Annotated in this window: 17 protein-coding genes; 4 read left to right on the plus strand and 13 right to left on the minus strand. The window is 31.3% G+C overall.

Features of this window, described 5'->3' with window-relative positions; genetic code table 11:
* Positions 1-77 precede the first annotated feature (77 nt).
* A complete protein-coding gene (locus GQR98_RS12100) occupies positions 78-1,385 on the plus strand; it encodes a CoF synthetase (protein WP_159019722.1) in 1,308 nt (435 codons plus the stop codon).
* A gap of 3 nt (positions 1,386-1,388) precedes the next feature.
* Positions 1,389-2,423, plus strand: a complete 1,035-nt coding sequence (locus GQR98_RS12105) for an ATP-grasp domain-containing protein (protein ID WP_159019723.1) — start codon at positions 1,389-1,391, stop codon at positions 2,421-2,423.
* A gap of 200 nt (positions 2,424-2,623) precedes the next feature.
* Here GQR98_RS12105 and GQR98_RS12110 read toward each other — a convergent pair whose 3' ends face one another.
* From GQR98_RS12110 to GQR98_RS12150, 9 genes are all read right to left on the minus strand, one after another.
* Positions 2,624-3,046, minus strand: coding sequence for a T9SS type A sorting domain-containing protein (locus tag GQR98_RS12110; RefSeq protein WP_159019724.1), 423 nt, complete (start codon positions 3,044-3,046; stop codon positions 2,624-2,626).
* Positions 3,047-3,336: 290 nt separating this feature from the next.
* Positions 3,337-3,804, minus strand: coding sequence for a hypothetical protein (locus tag GQR98_RS12115; protein WP_159019725.1), 468 nt, complete (start codon positions 3,802-3,804; stop codon positions 3,337-3,339).
* A gap of 108 nt (positions 3,805-3,912) precedes the next feature.
* Positions 3,913-4,293: a hypothetical protein gene (locus GQR98_RS12120; protein WP_159019726.1), complete on the minus strand. Its 381-nt coding sequence runs from the start codon at positions 4,291-4,293 to the stop codon at positions 3,913-3,915.
* On the minus strand, positions 4,294-5,766 hold the full coding sequence (locus GQR98_RS12125; protein WP_159019727.1) for a potassium/proton antiporter: 1,473 nt from the start codon (positions 5,764-5,766) through the stop codon (positions 4,294-4,296). It lies immediately after the preceding gene.
* A gap of 226 nt (positions 5,767-5,992) precedes the next feature.
* Positions 5,993-6,457, minus strand: coding sequence for a hypothetical protein (locus GQR98_RS12130; RefSeq protein WP_139221875.1), 465 nt, complete (start codon positions 6,455-6,457; stop codon positions 5,993-5,995).
* 42 nt (positions 6,458-6,499) lie between these two features.
* A complete protein-coding gene (locus GQR98_RS12135) occupies positions 6,500-7,012 on the minus strand; it encodes an IS1096 element passenger TnpR family protein (protein WP_042504769.1) in 513 nt (170 codons plus the stop codon).
* A gap of 38 nt (positions 7,013-7,050) precedes the next feature.
* Positions 7,051-8,067 carry a COX15/CtaA family protein gene (locus GQR98_RS12140; RefSeq protein ID WP_159019728.1) on the minus strand — a complete coding sequence of 339 codons (1,017 nt, stop codon included), beginning with the start codon at positions 8,065-8,067 and terminating at the stop codon, positions 7,051-7,053.
* A gap of 14 nt (positions 8,068-8,081) precedes the next feature.
* Positions 8,082-9,497 carry a CCA tRNA nucleotidyltransferase gene (locus tag GQR98_RS12145; RefSeq protein WP_159021155.1) on the minus strand — a complete coding sequence of 472 codons (1,416 nt, stop codon included), beginning with the start codon at positions 9,495-9,497 and terminating at the stop codon, positions 8,082-8,084.
* A gap of 226 nt (positions 9,498-9,723) precedes the next feature.
* Positions 9,724-10,284, minus strand: coding sequence for an L-threonylcarbamoyladenylate synthase (locus GQR98_RS12150; protein WP_159019729.1), 561 nt, complete (start codon positions 10,282-10,284; stop codon positions 9,724-9,726).
* A gap of 64 nt (positions 10,285-10,348) precedes the next feature.
* Here GQR98_RS12150 and GQR98_RS12155 point away from each other — a divergent pair, with 64 nt between their 5' ends.
* Positions 10,349-11,110, plus strand: a complete 762-nt coding sequence (locus GQR98_RS12155; protein ID WP_159019730.1) for a lipopolysaccharide kinase InaA family protein — start codon at positions 10,349-10,351, stop codon at positions 11,108-11,110.
* On the opposite strand, the gene GQR98_RS12160 is transcribed toward GQR98_RS12155, so the two are convergent.
* On the minus strand, positions 11,107-11,865 hold the full coding sequence (locus GQR98_RS12160; protein ID WP_233268004.1) for a glycosyltransferase family 2 protein: 759 nt from the start codon (positions 11,863-11,865) through the stop codon (positions 11,107-11,109). The two genes, GQR98_RS12155 and GQR98_RS12160, sit on opposite strands and share 4 nt — an antisense overlap.
* A gap of 11 nt (positions 11,866-11,876) precedes the next feature.
* Complete coding sequence (locus tag GQR98_RS12165) at positions 11,877-12,962, minus strand: glycosyltransferase (protein ID WP_159019731.1); 1,086 nt, start codon at positions 12,960-12,962, stop codon at positions 11,877-11,879.
* 142 nt (positions 12,963-13,104) lie between these two features.
* Between GQR98_RS12165 and GQR98_RS12170 the strand changes: the two genes are divergently transcribed.
* Entirely contained in the window at positions 13,105-14,184 is a 1,080-nt protein-coding gene (locus GQR98_RS12170; protein WP_159019732.1) for a glycosyltransferase family 4 protein, read from the plus strand.
* A 15-nt stretch (positions 14,185-14,199) separates the two neighbouring features.
* Here GQR98_RS12170 and GQR98_RS12175 read toward each other — a convergent pair whose 3' ends face one another.
* Both GQR98_RS12175 and GQR98_RS12180 read right to left on the minus strand, forming a co-directional pair.
* Complete coding sequence (locus GQR98_RS12175) at positions 14,200-15,312, minus strand: glycosyltransferase family 4 protein (RefSeq protein ID WP_159019733.1); 1,113 nt, start codon at positions 15,310-15,312, stop codon at positions 14,200-14,202.
* 63 nt (positions 15,313-15,375) lie between these two features.
* Entirely contained in the window at positions 15,376-16,191 is an 816-nt protein-coding gene (locus GQR98_RS12180; protein ID WP_159019734.1) for a 2,3,4,5-tetrahydropyridine-2,6-dicarboxylate N-succinyltransferase, read from the minus strand.
* Between the last annotated feature and the right edge of the window lie 326 nt (positions 16,192-16,517).

The raw sequence follows: 16,517 nt of genomic DNA on the forward strand, positions 1-16,517 counted from the left end.
ATATATGGTAAATATTGAAGTCGAGATAAATAGAGTCCGTAAAAATACTTATTTTTAAAACTTTGTGCCCTAAACTTATGGAGATTTTAAACACGCTTAGAAATTTTGCTTATTGGAGCATTGATGCATTGAAAGGAGGAGAGGTAAAAAAGGATTTTCAGGATATCGAAAAGATATTTAGTCATGCATCTTTTGCGTCTTTAAAAGAGCATCAAAAACCGATTTTAGACAATTTGTTGAATGCTGCCGTTAATAATTCTGTGTTCTATTCAAGCTGTAGAAACTACAAAAGTCTTTCAGATTTTCCGGTTGTAAATAAATCTATCATTAAAGATCATTTTGATGATATCACTTTTGAAGATACCGACAAAGATCATCTTCCTGTAAAAACAAGTGGATCTACGGGATCTCCTTTTTCAATCTTTCAAACTAAAAGAAAAAAGAATAGAAATACAGCCGATACATTATATTTTGCAAAATTAGCAGGTTACACACTTGGAGAAAAATTATTATATCTAAGGTTATGGGCGGCTTATTACAAAAAGCCAAAAATGATTGCTTGGTTGCAAAATACGGAACAACTTGATGTTAGCGATTTAAACGATATTTATGTTAAGGCTATGGTAGATCGCTTAGAAAAAGATAAATCGCCTAAAGGGTGGATTGGTTATCCTTCGGGATTTGAATCCATTTGTAAATCACTAGATGCTTTAAATGCGAAGCCTTTAAACTGTAATATAAAATCTATAATAGCGATTGCAGAGGGCTTAAGCCCAGAAGTGAAATCTAAAATGGAATACTATTTTAAGGCTCCAACAGTATCTCGCTATTCTAATGTTGAAAACGGAATAATAGCGCAGCAAATGCCAAATGATAATGCTTTTAGAATAAATTGGGCAAGTTATGTGGTTGAAATTTTAAATTTGGAAAGTGATGTGCCCGTTCCAAATGGTACTATTGGTCGTATCATTATAACCGATCTGTATAACTTGGCAACACCTATGATTCGGTATGATACTGGAGATATTGGTGCTTTTGTAAACGATGAAAACTCTACAGATAACATACCTAAACTAGAAAGTATTCAAGGTAGAAAAATGGATGCCTTGTATAAAACTAATGGAGATATGTTAAATCCATTTACCATGCATGCGTATGTATATGATTTTCCGGAAATTAAGCAATTACAATTTATACAGCACGAGGAGAAAAAATATGAAATAAAAGTAAATACAAATGTAATGTTTGAAGGGGAATCTCTACTAATAGAAAAGTTTAAAAATGATATAGGTAAAGATGCTCATGTAGACATTCAATATGTCGACGAAATTCCGAGTCTAAAGTCCGGAAAAAGGAAGATATCAGTTAACTTATACAAACAATAATAGATGCCCCAAACCAATATATTATTCACTTGTGCAGGTAGAAGAAATTACCTTATAAATTATTTTAAACAAGCTTTGAACGGAACTGGATCTGTTATAGCTGTAGATATGGACGTTAATGCTTCGGCTTTAATCGATGCCGATATTTTTTTAACCGTACCTAGTATATTTGACGATAATTATATCTCGTTTTTAAAAGATGTTTGTAAAACTCACAAGGTAGATGCCGTAATTTCTTTAAATGATTTAGAGCTACCAATTTTATCAAAACATAGAAAAGAATTTGAAGATTTTGGTACTAAAATTATAGTGTCTAATGAGGAGGTTATTGATACGGCTTTTGATAAATGGAAAACCTATCAGTTTTTAAAGGCTAATAACTTATTAACGCCACAAACTTATATAGATTTAAATAAAGCTTTAGTTGATTTAGAAGATAATAAATTAAACTTTCCTTTGGTTTTAAAGCCAAGATGGGGTAGTGCTTCTATTGGTGTGGATATTGTTGAAAGTAAAGAGGAGCTTATGCTATCTTATCAATTATTAAAAATTAAGCTTTCTAGATCTAATGCTGGTAAGGCGAGTTTGATTGATATGAATAACGCCATTTTAATTCAAGAAAAATTGGGAGGAACAGAATTTGGAATGGATATTTTAAATGACCTTAATGGCAATTATTACGGGGCTTTTGTAAGAGAAAAACTCTCTATGCGTTGTGGTGAAACCGATAAAGCTAAATCTGTAATAAACGTTGATATTAGTAATGTTGGTAAGGCTATTTCAGAAAAATTAAAACATCTAGGAACTTTAGATTGTGATGTTTTTGTTGATGAAGATAGAGTATATGTCTTAGAGTTAAATCCGCGTTTTGGTGGAGGTTATCCTTTTTCACATGAAGCAGGTATCAATACTGCAGCAATATATATTGAGTGGATTAGAGGCGGGAATTCTATAAGTGAATTCAATAATTATAAAGAAAATATGGTGTTTGCTAAGCACGATAAATTAATAAATATTCCTGTTTTAGGGGAAGTATAGTTCTATAGCTTTATATAGAACTATTTATAGTTTCGATTAACAGTATAAAATAAAAATCTCAGGTAATTTAAGATATCTGAGATTTTTTGGTTTAATAGGTGATATCCTCATAATATTTAAGGATTAAAAAAAGGGCTAAAAAAAACTGCTACTAAGTATTTTTTAGTAGCAGTTTAGCGGTTAAGGTAGATTGTATATGGTTATTCTTTTAAGAATTTTCTGGAATTAGTATTATTGATTTTTAATAAATACAACCCATTTTTAAGATTTTGAATGTTAATGGTGGCATTATTTGAAATGACACCTTTAGCGATCTGTTTTCCTAAAATATTATAAATTCTATATTGTTCGGTATTTTTTAAACCTGAAATTTGAATAAATTGACTAGAAGGATTTGGTGAAATATTAATATCTCGTTGAGCTGCAACCATACTTTCAGTAGAAAGTGCTACTTCATTTAAATTTGAAGGTTTAGCAGCTGTATAATCTTCTTTATCGGCATCTTTACCCTTGAGCAAAGCACTAGTTACATGTTCTGTTTCCAGCTCAACGCTTTTTGTTTGCGCGTTTAAGTTGAGGAAACTGAAAAATAAAATAAGAGTTATAGTGTAGATTTTCCCCATAGAAACTGTTTTGAAGTTTAAGATAAACAAATTTATTGATTTTTTATGAAATAACCTTTCGATTTAATTAAAAATTACACGATAAACGATAAAATGTGTTTTTAATCGCGTAAAAGTTAAGTTTAAAACATTGTTGTGTAGGAAATTTGTTGTTTTGGTGGTATTTTTGTAGAGTAAAACGTATAAAAAGCAATAGCGGATATTAAAGGTTGATAGTTTGCATTACATATCAAGATATTATCAAACCATTAACTTGAATCCGCTATTGCTTAAAGGGTTAATTAAAAGTTTTATTCTGTAGCTTTCAATAAATTATTGATGATTTTGTTCCATTTTTCAATAGACTGTAATTCTTCTCCTAATTGGTAGCTTACGTCTGCATTAAAAAACTCCAAAATTACTTCACTTTTAGTTTTATCGATAGGCGTAAGTTTTAAATACAGTCTATCCATATGTTTCGACTTAGTAATGCTCACAATCTCACAACTTTTAATTGTAGATAGATCTACAAATTGTTGTTCAACTTCTGTCTCTCTTTTCAAAATAAACGAAACAGACTTTTTAGTTTCATCTATACCGATGGCATAGAAGCTGTTTATTTCGTTTTGCGTAATGGTGTTGTTATGTTGGGTTGCTAAATCTTTTAACACGATTAATTGACGTTTAACAATAGCTTTTTTGCTTCTGTTAGTTAATACAAATGGCATTGCACAAATTGCAACGCATATAATTCCGATAAGGGTTGTTCCTAATTCCATTTTGATAATATTTAAATTTTGATAATATAATTTCTGTATGAAGCGATAATTCGCAACATATCAATACTTTAATTGTAATCACCTAAGCGGTGTTTTAATTAAAGGTTACTACCAAAAATTATGGAAAGGAAAAATAAGATCAGACTTTCTGTGTCTAATCAGAATGGTTTTTAAATGATTTTGATACTGCTTAAACTTAGCGCTAAACAATATATCGTTCGAGCAAATAATAGCCCAAAAGCCGTTGTAAGGTAGTTTTAACTCCGGAAAAGAGAGCTCGGCTACATCCGAAAATAAGTTTTCAAATTGCTGTGTATGCGGTTGCAATAACTTAGAATTAGCTTCTAAGTTTTCTTTAGGAGTACTACTATTACTTTGCTCTATGTTTTGTAAACTAGAGTGTGATAATTTTTGCGCAGGAGTATATATGCCGAAACAGTATACTGAAACCAGCAGAAAAACACCTAATATGTTGTTCCAATTTTTCATTTAAGTAATTGGAGCTTGATCTAGAATAGTATGCACTTCTTTTAAACTTTCTTCATTATCTAATAAAAGCACCAAAGTATCGTTGGCTTCAATAACTGTTGAGCCTCCTGGACGCACAAACTTTTTGTTACGCTTAATCATAACGATAAACGCAGATCGTGGAAAATGCAAGTCTATAATTCGTTTTTCTACAGCAAAACTTCCTGGAGCTATGGTTATTTCTTCCATTTCCGATTTCGGTAAATTCAGAATATATCTGTCGTTTTCAGCAATCGGTTTAACTTCCTCCGGCAATGCAACGTTTAACCATTTGGCAATAATAGATAGTGTAGTTCCTTGGATTAATATCGATGTTACAGAAATAAAGAATACAATATTGAAAATAATATTAGCCTTATCAATACCTGCTAAAAGTGGGTAAGTGGCAAAAACAATAGGAACCGCACCTCGTAAACCAACCCACGAAATGTAAAAACGTCTTCTAAGTTTCATTTTAAAAAACATTAAACTTAGAAAGACACTTATTGGTCGTGCAACGAGAATTAAGAATACTGAAATTAGTAAACCAATACCCATGTAAGGTATTATTTGTGAAGGAAAAACAAGTAAACCTAAGGTTAGGAATAATACAATTTGCATAAGCCATGCAATACCATCGAACATTTTTAAAATAGTCGATTTATGTATTAAATCTTGATTTCCTAAATATACCGAACAAATGTAAATGGCAAGAAATCCGTTACCACCAAAAAGGTCTGTTGCCGAAAATGTTATAAACATTAGCGCAATAACCAAAACAGGATAAAGTCCTTCGAAGCCTAATTTAATTTTATTGATAATTATTTTACTCAACTTTCCGAAGGCAAAACCAGCCACACCACCAAAAATCATTTGCTGAAGAAACATTAAAATGATCTTCCAGATACTTTCGTCTTGACTAGTAACCAAGGTTAGAAAGGTAAGTGTAAGTACATAGGCCATCGGGTCGTTACTTCCGCTTTCTAACTCTAATGTTGGTCTTAAATTATTTTTTAATGCTAAGTTTTTTGAACGTAAAATTGAAAATACGGCCGCTGCATCTGTAGAAGAAACAATAGAACCAAGTAGCATACTTTCAAAAATGGTAAAATCGGTTACAAACCAAACAAAGGTCCCTAATGAGACTGCTGTAAGTAACACTCCAATGGTTGATAAAACAAGGCCTTCTTTTAAAATAGGTTTAACCGCTTTCCAATTGGTATCTAGTCCACCAGAAAACAGGATGAAGTTAAGGGAAACTATACCAATAAACTGCGCCATTTTAGAGTCACTAAAACGTATACCACCAATACCATCGGAACCTGCTAGCATACCGATAGTTAAAAAGAGGATTAAAGTTGGTACTCCAAATTTGTAAGAGGTTTTACCTACTACAATACTTATAAAAAGTAATAGAGAGCCAACTAATAATATGTTTTCTATGGTTAAATTCATCTTTTTGTGTCTAATTTCAGACGCTGTAAAATTAGTTTTTTTATAAAAGAAAACAATAAAAAAGTTTAATTGTTTTAATAAAAAAATATGAAGGTATATATGTTGTTTATGAGTGGTTTACAATGATTTTTAATATGAAGTTTTTATTCGGAATTAGATTGAATTTTTATACCAATTGATGTATGCTTTGGTTCAATTAAACTTGAATAAAAACTAGGACTTGTGTTTAGACGGAAGGCACACGGTCTAAATTATCAATTTTGTTATGTAAACTTTCTATTAGAATGAAAATATTAGATAAACTCTTGGTGTCTTTTTTACGTACCGAACCTTTATAAATTAAGCTATTTGCATCAAGAAGAATGCAACTCCTTTTACTGGCTAGTATATGACGTGTTTCAGGACTTTTTAAAAGTAATTCTGAATATTTACTTTTTTCTCCATAAAAGTTAAAAGCACTACTTCTTGTTAAAAAACTTAAAAGGGATGCTTGCTTTAATTGGCAAGGTAAGAAATGAGATTTTAAATCTGTTTTACGTGATGCTATATTGATTGATAACCATGTTTTCCCCCAAGAGCATTTAACTTTAATTATCCAATTACTATGTTGCTCAATGAAGTTAACTTCTCCTTTAAGAAGTATGTTCGTTGATTCCGTAATCGAACTTGTAAAAGGATGATTTTCTTGCACCTAATTGTTTGTAATAGCGCAATTATTAGTTTTGCTTACTGTTTAATTCCAATGTTCATCGAAGTCTAAATCTTCATAATCATCAAGATCTAATTCGTCATCAAATTCATTAAAATCGTCGTCATTTTCAGCTTTAAATACTTTGTCAGGAGCATCGTCAGGCACTTGCCCTTGTACAAACATTAGATTAGGATAATCTGAACCTTCAGCTTCTTCAACAATTTCAGCTAATTCAACATAAAACGTCCACATGCTTAAAAAATCATAAACATAAATCAATTTCGTTTGCATTTCGAAAGTAACATCGTTAATGGCAGTTTCGTTCATTAAACGCGCAGAACCATCATCACTTAAATCAAATAAAGAGATTTCTTCTCCTTGATTCCATTGGTCGTCACTGCGGTAAAAAGATGCCATTTCACTACCATCAAACCCAAAAGATTGCGTGATAATGTTGTGTAAATCTTCGAGTGTATCATCTTCACGAATTTCTAAATCGCGGAACACATCTTCGTCTGTATCGTTATCAAGTATTACTCTAAATCTATAAATCATTGTAAAAAAATATGGTGCAAAGGTAAGTCTTTTTATAATTATTTACTGAAACGGTGTAAAGTAAATGTTGTGATGCTTAAAAGGAAAAATGCGCCAACTTGGTGAGCTACACCTAACCAAACAGGTACGTGAAAAATAAGGGTTAATACGCCTAATAAAAACTGAACACCTACCATAATTAAAAGACCTGTTACGGCATAATTTTGCAGTTTGGTGGTTTCCATTTTTCTAGCTTTATACCAAATAGATATGAGCAGAAAAGCGACAAGATATGCTAGCATACGGTGTACAAACTGAACCCCACTTTTACCTTCGATAAAGTTTTTGTAAAGGGGATTTTGTTCAATATATACGGTTTCATGCATAAATTTACCGTCGCTCATTAAAGGCCAATGGTTATGTATAAAACCAGCATCTAAACCAGCAACAAAAGCGCCATAGATAATTTGGAGAATTAAAACAGCCAAACCTAACCTTATAAAATTTCTAAAAGATGTATTTACTGTTTTTCTACATGGAAATTTTAAATCGAGCGCTACCCAAAATGTGTAAGCGAAAGTTAAAAATGCGGTTGTTAAATGTGCAGATAGTCTAAAATGACTTACATCTGGATTGTCTACCAAACCACTTTTCACCATATACCAACCAAGAAAACCTTGAAAGCCACCCATGATTAAAAGTATAACAGCTTTTTTAATGGTAGATTTTGTGAGTTGCTTTGTGATTAGAAAGTATAGGAAGGGTAAGAAAAACACCAAACCAATAAAACGACCTATTACACGGTGCAACCATTCCCAAAAGTAGATGTCTTTAAAATCTTCTAGATTAAAATGATTATTTAATTTTTGATATTCTGGATATTGTTTATATAAATCGAAAGCTTCGGTCCATTCAGCATCATTCATAGGCGGAATGGTTCCTGAAATTAATTTATAACTAGAAATTGATAAACCGGAATGCGTAAGCCTAGTAATACCGCCAACAACAACCATAATAAATATTAACAAGCACCCTGTGAGGAGCCAATAAATCACTTTTTTGTTATCTTTTTTCATGCTATTTATATCTTTTATTCAGCAACTTTTAATCCTAATGCTTTTCCTTTTTCTAACATGAGTTGGTAGGCAGCATTAAATTCGTTCGGGATATCTCCTTCTAAAATGGCTTCTTTTATAAAATCTTTAATAATACCAATTTCACGAGATGGTTTCATATTGAAAGCTTTCATAATTTCTTCTCCAGAAACAGGCGGTTGAAAGTTTCTAACTTGATCACGTTCTTCAACTTCGATAATTTTTTCTCGAACAATTTTAAAATTGTTGTGGTATTTATTGAATTTCTTCGGGTTTTTGGTGGTAATATCGGCCTCGCAAAGCGTCATTAAATCTTCTACATATTCGCCAGCATCGAACACTAAACGTCGAACAGCAGAGTCTGTTACGTCTTGCGCCAAAACAATAGGGCGCGAACTCATAAACACCATTTTCTGAACGAATTTCATTTTTTCATTCAATGGCATTTTTAGTCTTTTAAACAAATGATACACCATTTTAGATCCTTCAAATTCATGTGCATGAAAAGTCCAGCCTACTTTTTTACTAAAACGTTTTGTTGGGGCTTTGCCAATATCATGCAATAGTGCTGCCCAACGTAACCAAACGTTTTCGGTGTTTTTGGCAATATTATCTACAACTTCTAAAGTGTGATAAAAGTTATCTTTATGGCGTTGACCTTCAACTTCATCTATACCTTTTAAAGCCGTGATTTCAGGTAAAATATATTGAAGTAATTTTGTTTTTTCTAACAGTAAAAAACCAATAGAAGGCGTTTTGCTTTCCAAAATTTTATTTAATTCTGTAACAATACGTTCTTTGGTTATAATTTTAATTCTATCACAATTATCAGAAATAGCTTTAAGTGATTTTTCTTCAATAGTAAATTCTAATTGTGTTGAGAACCTAATAGCACGCATCATACGCAGAGGGTCATCACTATAAGTAATGTCTGGGTTTAATGGCGTACGGATTATTTTTTTATTTAAATCATCAATACCACCAAATGGATCCAATAAGTCACCAAAATTGGTTTCGCTTAAATTTAAAGCTAAGGCATTTATTGTGAAATCACGACGGTTTTGGTCGTCTTGCAATGTGCCGTTTTCTACAGATGGATTTCGGCTATCTTCGGTATATGATTCTTTACGAGCTCCAACAAATTCAATTTCAATATCCTCGTAACGAAGCATGGCCGTTCCGTAGGTTTTAAAAACCTGTACTTTTGGTTTGTTTGGCAAGTTTTTAGCAACCTGTTTAGCTAGTTTTATACCATCGCCTATGGCAACCACATCGATATCTTTGGCGTTACCACGTTCTAAAATATAATCGCGAACAAAGCCACCAATCACGTAACTATCCAAATTTAATTCTTTGGCAGATTGTGAGATGATTTTGAAAATTGGGTTTGTTAATGCTTCTTTATAATTCATACTGTGTGTGGCCATTAAAAACAAATTATCAAAAAATAATATTTTGTTTTTGTAAATATTCTATTTAGAAATTTACTGAAATGGCTATTTGGTTTTACTAAATGTTTAATAGTTCAAACATGGCGTTATCCATTTATTGAAGGCTTATTTTATCTTGAAAAATTATTTCTTTTTTTAGATGAGATAGACCTTATTTGAAAACTTGTGATGAACTTATTGGTATTAATTATTTACGAATAATTTTAACAACACCACTGTTACTCAATTTTATAATAGACGACGGATTCGTACATGTTTTTTCGCGTTGCAAATTTACAACATAGTCTACACCTTTTAAAACCTCTGGCGCTATTTCTTTAAAGGATTTAGGTGTAGGAAAGCCACTAATATTTGCAGAAGTAGATACTAGAGCTCCGTTTAATCTTCTGCTAAGTTGGTAGCAAAATTCGTCGTCTGGAATTCTAATAGCAATCGAGCCATCTTCAGCAATTAAATTCGGAGCTAAATTTTGGGCATCGTCGTAAATAATGGTGGTAGGTTTATCGGCAACATCAATAATAGTTAAAGCTGATTCGGGTATGCTTTTTACGTACTTTTTAAGCATTCTATCATCGGTCACTAAACAAATTAATGCCTTGCTATCTTCACGCTGCTTTAATTGGTATACCTTTTTTACAGCCTCGGGGTTTGTGGCATCGCAACCAATTCCCCAAACGGTATCGGTAGGGTAGAGTATTATTCCGCCTTGTTTTAATACTTGTATGGCTTTATTTATTTCTTCATTCATGTTTTGAACCTTATATTTGCAGTGTTGCAAATTTACAATAGAAAATATATTCTATCTTTTTTAAATGAAGGAAATTAAAGTTTTTAATAACGATTTAACTGAAGCTTATAAAAATAAGTTGACAGAAATGATTCATAACTTCGGTAATTACGATGGAGGTGTTGGTAATCGAAACATCATCAAAATTATAAATATTGATGGTGTAGATTTAAATATTAAAGCGTTTAAAATTCCAAATTTAATAAATAGAATTGCTTATAATTTCTTTAGAAAAAGTAAAGCACAGCGGTCTTTCGAGTACGCCAATAAATTAACCAAAATGGGGATTGGAACTCCAAAGCCTATTGCTTTTTTCGAATATAAAAACACATTTGGTTTTGGTGAAAGTTATTACATTAGCGAGCAAGAGGATTATGATATAACTTACAGAGAACTTACCAAAGATTTTGATTACCCAGATTACGATAATGTTTTAAGAGCTTTTACTAGATTTACTTACAAGTTGCATGAAAAGGGGATTCATTTTTTAGATCATTCTCCAGGAAATACATTAATAAAAAGAAATGGTGATACCTATAACTTTTATTTAGTGGATTTGAATAGAATGAACTTTAAAACTTTGGATTTTGAAACTCGAATAAAAAACTTCTCACGGTTAACGATACATAAGAGTATGGTTGAAGTTATGAGTGACGAATATGCCAAATGTTCTGGTGAAAACTATGATGATATCTTTAATTTAATGTGGAAAGAAACGGAAGATTTTCAATATAAATATTATCGTAAAAAACGATTAAAGAAAAAATGGTTGTTTTGGAAGAATTAAGAGGTTAATTTCTCTAGTTCTCTATATCTATAATAAACACCGTAGGCACTTAAATAGCATATTTGAAAACCTTCAATGCCATCTAAAAACCCTAACCTGAATATATAATTTACAAGAAACTTATAAAGCGGACGGATGTAAAAATGGAATACACTCGGCTTTTTTCCCTTCTTAAAAAGTTCTAACGCTTTCAAGCTCGCGTAATGTTCCATTTTAGATTTATAATGCGCTGCACTATCAAAGCAATAGTGTAACATATCGTTTTTTAAAATTTTACTTTTGCCATCTATTATGGGCATTTCGTGAACAATTTTTGTTTCGTCGTACTTAAAAAATCCTTTTTTGAATAGGCGATATGTTGTATCTGTTTGAAAACCACAAAAACGTATTCTTTTTTGCTTAAAAAAGTATTTTCGCTTAAACATATAAGCGATAATATTACTTGGGATAGTGATTTCGGATTGTATTTCTTGTTTTAGTTTTTCTGTTATGCGCTCATCTGCATCAATAAAAAGTATCCAATCTTTTGTAGCTTGGCTTATTGCAAAATTTCTTTGGTCTGCAAAATTTTTAAATTCACGCTGAATGACTTTAACGTGCTTTAATTTTTGAAGTTTTTCGAAAGTACCATCAGTGCTAAAAGAATCTATAACAATAATCTCATCAGCAAAATCAATGTTGTTGATAGCGTCTTCGATGTGTTTCGATTCATTAAAGACAATCATCAAAGCTGATATGTTGTTTGATTTTTTCAAATTAAAGTATGTTATTTTAATAGATATTCTTCAATTTTAGCTAGAGTAATTTTACTGTTAAAAGTGGTTGAAGCAAAATTAAAACCTGCCTCTCCCATGCTTTTCGTTTTTTCTTGATTGTTGCTTAATAATTCAACTTTATCAGCAAATAAGTTCACATCGTTTAAAGGTGTTAAAAAACCAGTTTCGTTATCTTTTACAACTTCGGGATTACTACTGATATCAAAGGCGATAATTGGTTTTCTGCATAAAGAAGCTTCGGCTAAAACATACCCGAAACCTTCCCAAAAAGAGGATAATAAAAATAGGTCTCCAGAATACATTAAGTCCTTCGGATTTTCTATAAAACCAGGAAATAAAACAACATCATTGATGTTAAGTTCGTCTGATAGTTTTTGTAATTCATTTTTTAAAGATCCTTCTCCTCCAATAATAAGTTTAAAATTAAGGTTTCTAGATTTTAACTCTTTGGCTAGATGTAATAAGAATTTTTGATTTTTCTGATTTTCTAATCGGCCCAAATTAGTTAAAACAAATTCACCTTCAGCTTTTTTGTATATAGGGGTATATGCTTTCTGTATAAACGCCTCTATATCCAAACCATTATAAATAACTTCAATCTTTTCTCTTGGAAATAAATTGGAATTGTTTACTAATACAGTCTCTTTTGTAGCTTGTGAATTAGCTAAAATATCGGTTACTAAATTTTTAAAATAATATCTATTTAGGAATTTGTTTTTTATAGGTATTGCGCTACCTCGCCTATAAATTATACGTTCTAAACCTGCTTTTTTTGCGGCAAGAGCGGCAATTTTTAAATCTCTGGATAAGTTGATAATTATAACATCAATATTGTTTTCCTTAAGAATATTTTTTACCTCGTTTATAGCAAAAGGATTAAGGAAACTTTGATTTGTTATTGATAAGCCTACATACTTTATACTAGATTCTTGTAATTTGTGATAAAGTTGACTGTTTTTATTGGTAATAAAAAAAACATTATGCCCTTTATCGTGCATGTATTTACAAGTTTCTAAATGCCATTTTTCACCACCTCCCCAAGCCTTGGTTGTATTAAAGAAGCAAATTGTTTTCATGTAGTTTTGAAAGGTGTAATTGGTTTTTAGAATAGGTCTTAAAAGGAGTTTGGCCCCTTACATCACAAATGTACTTTTTTTTTACGTTAAATAGCTTAGCAATTATATATTTGTAATTATAAGTATTCTGAAAAAAAGTTTTATGAAAATTATTATTGAAGGCTCAACATTAAGCACAAAAGGTTTTACAGGGATTCCTCATTATATAATTAGTATTCAAAAAGCTTTAAAAAACAAGCATAATATTGAAGTTGAATTAGCTTTCAACATAAAAAAAATAAACAAGTTTAAGCCTGAAGTTTTAAAGAAAACTCATTTCTGGTATGTTGGTTCTATATTGTTTTCTAGAACATTTAAACCAGCAATTTCTCATAGTTTGCATACGCCATTTTTAAAGCTTAACGGAACAAAAAAAATAGCTACAATTCATGATTTAGCTGTGCATCTTCCTGAATTTGCAGCGTTTAATTTTGCTTCAAAATATTTTCAAGAAAAACGTTATAAATTATTTCAGGACTTTGCTAAAAATGCAGATGCAATAATCGCAGTTAGCCAGGCTACTAAAGACGATTATTTAAAAATGTTCGATTACCCTGAAGAAAAAATTCACGTAGTGCATCTAGCTCCTGTTTTTAAACCTTTAGAAACTAAATTGGATAATGAAAATGATATATTAAATTCATTCTCCATAGGTAAAGAAAATTACTTTTTAAGTGTAGGCGGAGTTTCAAAAAGAAAAAACAGTTTCAATCTTATAAAGGGATTTGCGTTATCTGGAGAGCGTAAAACGACTAAGTTGGTTTTTGCAGGAAAAATTGTTGAAAGTGAAATGGAAATAATAAAGGTATTTTTAAAGGAGCATGATCTTGAAAATGATGTTGTTTTTACAAGTTATATTTCAGACGAAACTTTAAGCGTGCTTTATAAAAATGCAAAAGCATTTTTATTCCCTACGTATTATGAGGGGTTTGGAATTCCTATAATTGAGGCTATGGCTTATGGTTTACCTGTTTTAACAGGTAATATTGGTGCAGCACCAGAGGTAGCAAATGGATATGCACTTTTAGTAGATCCTCATAACCCAGAAGAAATAGCTAGAGGCATAGTTGATTTAGGAAATATTGAGAAAGATAAAGTAAAATTAGCAAAAGAGTATGCTAAAGGATTTACTTGGGATAAAGTTGCTGAAGAGACAATTAAGGTTTATAATTCTGTATTGTAAGTAAACAAAATGTAATTAAAGAAGAGCGTTGTAGATTGCTACATGCTGCTCAGCAATATGTTTATCTTCGAATTTCTGGGCATATTCTAAGCCCTTCGAAACCATAAATTGTTGCTTTTGTTCAGAATTAAGTAAGTTTTCTATTTCAAATCTTAATTCACTAACATTTTCAGGATCAATATAAATACTATTTGGTCCTCCAGCTTCAGGGAAACAACTTCCTTTACTTGTAATTACAGGTGTTTTAGAGTATAAAGCTTCTATTATTGGGATACCAAAACCTTCGAAAATACTTGGGTAAACAAAAATATTTGCTAATTGGTATATGTGTGCAAGTTCTTCAGTACTTACATTTTTAAGAAAGTGAACTCTATGGTTTAAGTTCTTGCTATTTATGTATTCTTTAACCGTTTTGGTGTATTTTCTTTTATCATTACCTACAACTACTAAGTCGATGTCTAGCGTTTCAATAGCTTTTATTAAATTAAGTAAGTTTTTCCTTTTTTGAATAGTACCTACGTTTAAAACAAAGGCCTTCGGAATATTAAACTTAGTTCTTGTTTGTTCTAATGCTTTAGAAGGATAAACTTGTTTAAAAGCTTTGTTGCACCCTTGATATATAACAGAGACTTTTGCAGGAGCAATATTTAAAAAATGTACAATATCCTTTTTCGTTTCTTCGGAAATAGCAATAACTACATCTGATTTATCAGCAGCATATTTAAATTTTTTGAAGTAGATTCTCCTGTCTATTGGAGAGTATAGTTTTGGAAATCTCATAAATATTAAATCATGTATAGTTACAATTGTTTTAATATTCTTTTTATGAATGCCTTGAGGTATTTCGCCACTTAAACCGTGGTATATCTCAATTTCATCATTTTTAATTTGATTTAATATTCCTTTTTGTCTCCAAATGGATGAGAATATTTTCCAGAAAATAGAACTTGGTAAAACTTCGGTTGTATTTTCATTTAAGCTAAAATTGATTTTAGCTTTTTTAGGATTGTATAATACGTATTGGTTTTTAGGGAAATAAGAAGAAATAATACTAATTAAATCTCTACTAAAATTACCTAAACCAGACCTATTGTGAAAAGCTCTTTTAGAATCATATCCTATTTTCATATTCAATAATATTTAAATGTTATTTTTTGACACAAGGTTAGGTCTGGTATAGATATATTTTATTTAAACGGCTACACTATGCTCTCTTAAAGCATCGTTAAGCGATGTTTTTTTGTTCGTACTTTCTTTACGTTTACCAATAATAATTGCACATGGTACATTGTAAGTTCCAGCAGGGAATTCTTTAGCATAACTGCCAGGTATTACTACCGAGCGTGCAGGAACAATACCTTTATATTCAACAGGTTCATCACCTGTAACATCAATAATTTTTGTACTCATAGTAAGTGTTACACCAGCACCTAAAACAGCTTCGGTTTCAACACGTACACCTTCAACAACAATACAACGGCTACCAATAAAAGCATTATCTTCTATAATTACCGGAGCAGCTTGTAATGGCTCTAAAACACCACCAATGCCAACACCACCAGAAAGGTGAACGTTTTTACCAATTTGAGCACAACTACCAACAGTTGCCCAAGTATCTACCATGGTGCCTTCATCTACATAAGCTCCAATGTTTACATAACTTGGCATTAAAATAGTTCCTGCAGAAATATAAGCACCATGTCTAGCAACTGCATGAGGTACTACACGAATGCCTTTTGCAGCATAACCTGTTTTTAATGGAATTTTATCATGAAATTCTAATGGACCACATTCTATGGTTTCCATTTTTTGAATCGGGAAATATAAAACTACGGCTTTCTTAACCCATTCGTTAACTTGCCATCCGCCTTCAATAGGTTCAGCAACGCGCAATTCACCTGCATCTAATAAATCAACAACTTTTCTAATGGCTGTTGTAGTTGCTTCTTCATTTAAAAGGTCTCTATTCTCCCAAGCTTTTTCTATGATCTCTTGTAATTGTGTCATTTTTGTGTTTTATTTTTCGCAAATATAATAGGTATCAACTAAATTATGGTAACTATTAAAATATAATATTGAGGTTTTAGTCGTTAAACTTCGGTTAAAATGCACCCTATTTATGTGCTTAAATATGCAGTTTATCTTGTTTAAAAGTTTTCTTATCGATAAAGTATTTTTCAGAGGTGTTTTTAGTCGTTAAAAATATTCGTTTTAACAGTTAAACGTTGAAACCCCTCCGGTTTTCTAGTAAACGAAAATCTGTGTGGTTACAACTAATATATTGTTTTCAACGTGTTGTTGCTCTGTATATTTGTCTCAACAAAGTATTACAA

The organism is Algibacter sp. L3A6 (assembly GCF_009796825.1).
Lineage (GTDB): Bacteria > Bacteroidota > Bacteroidia > Flavobacteriales > Flavobacteriaceae > Algibacter.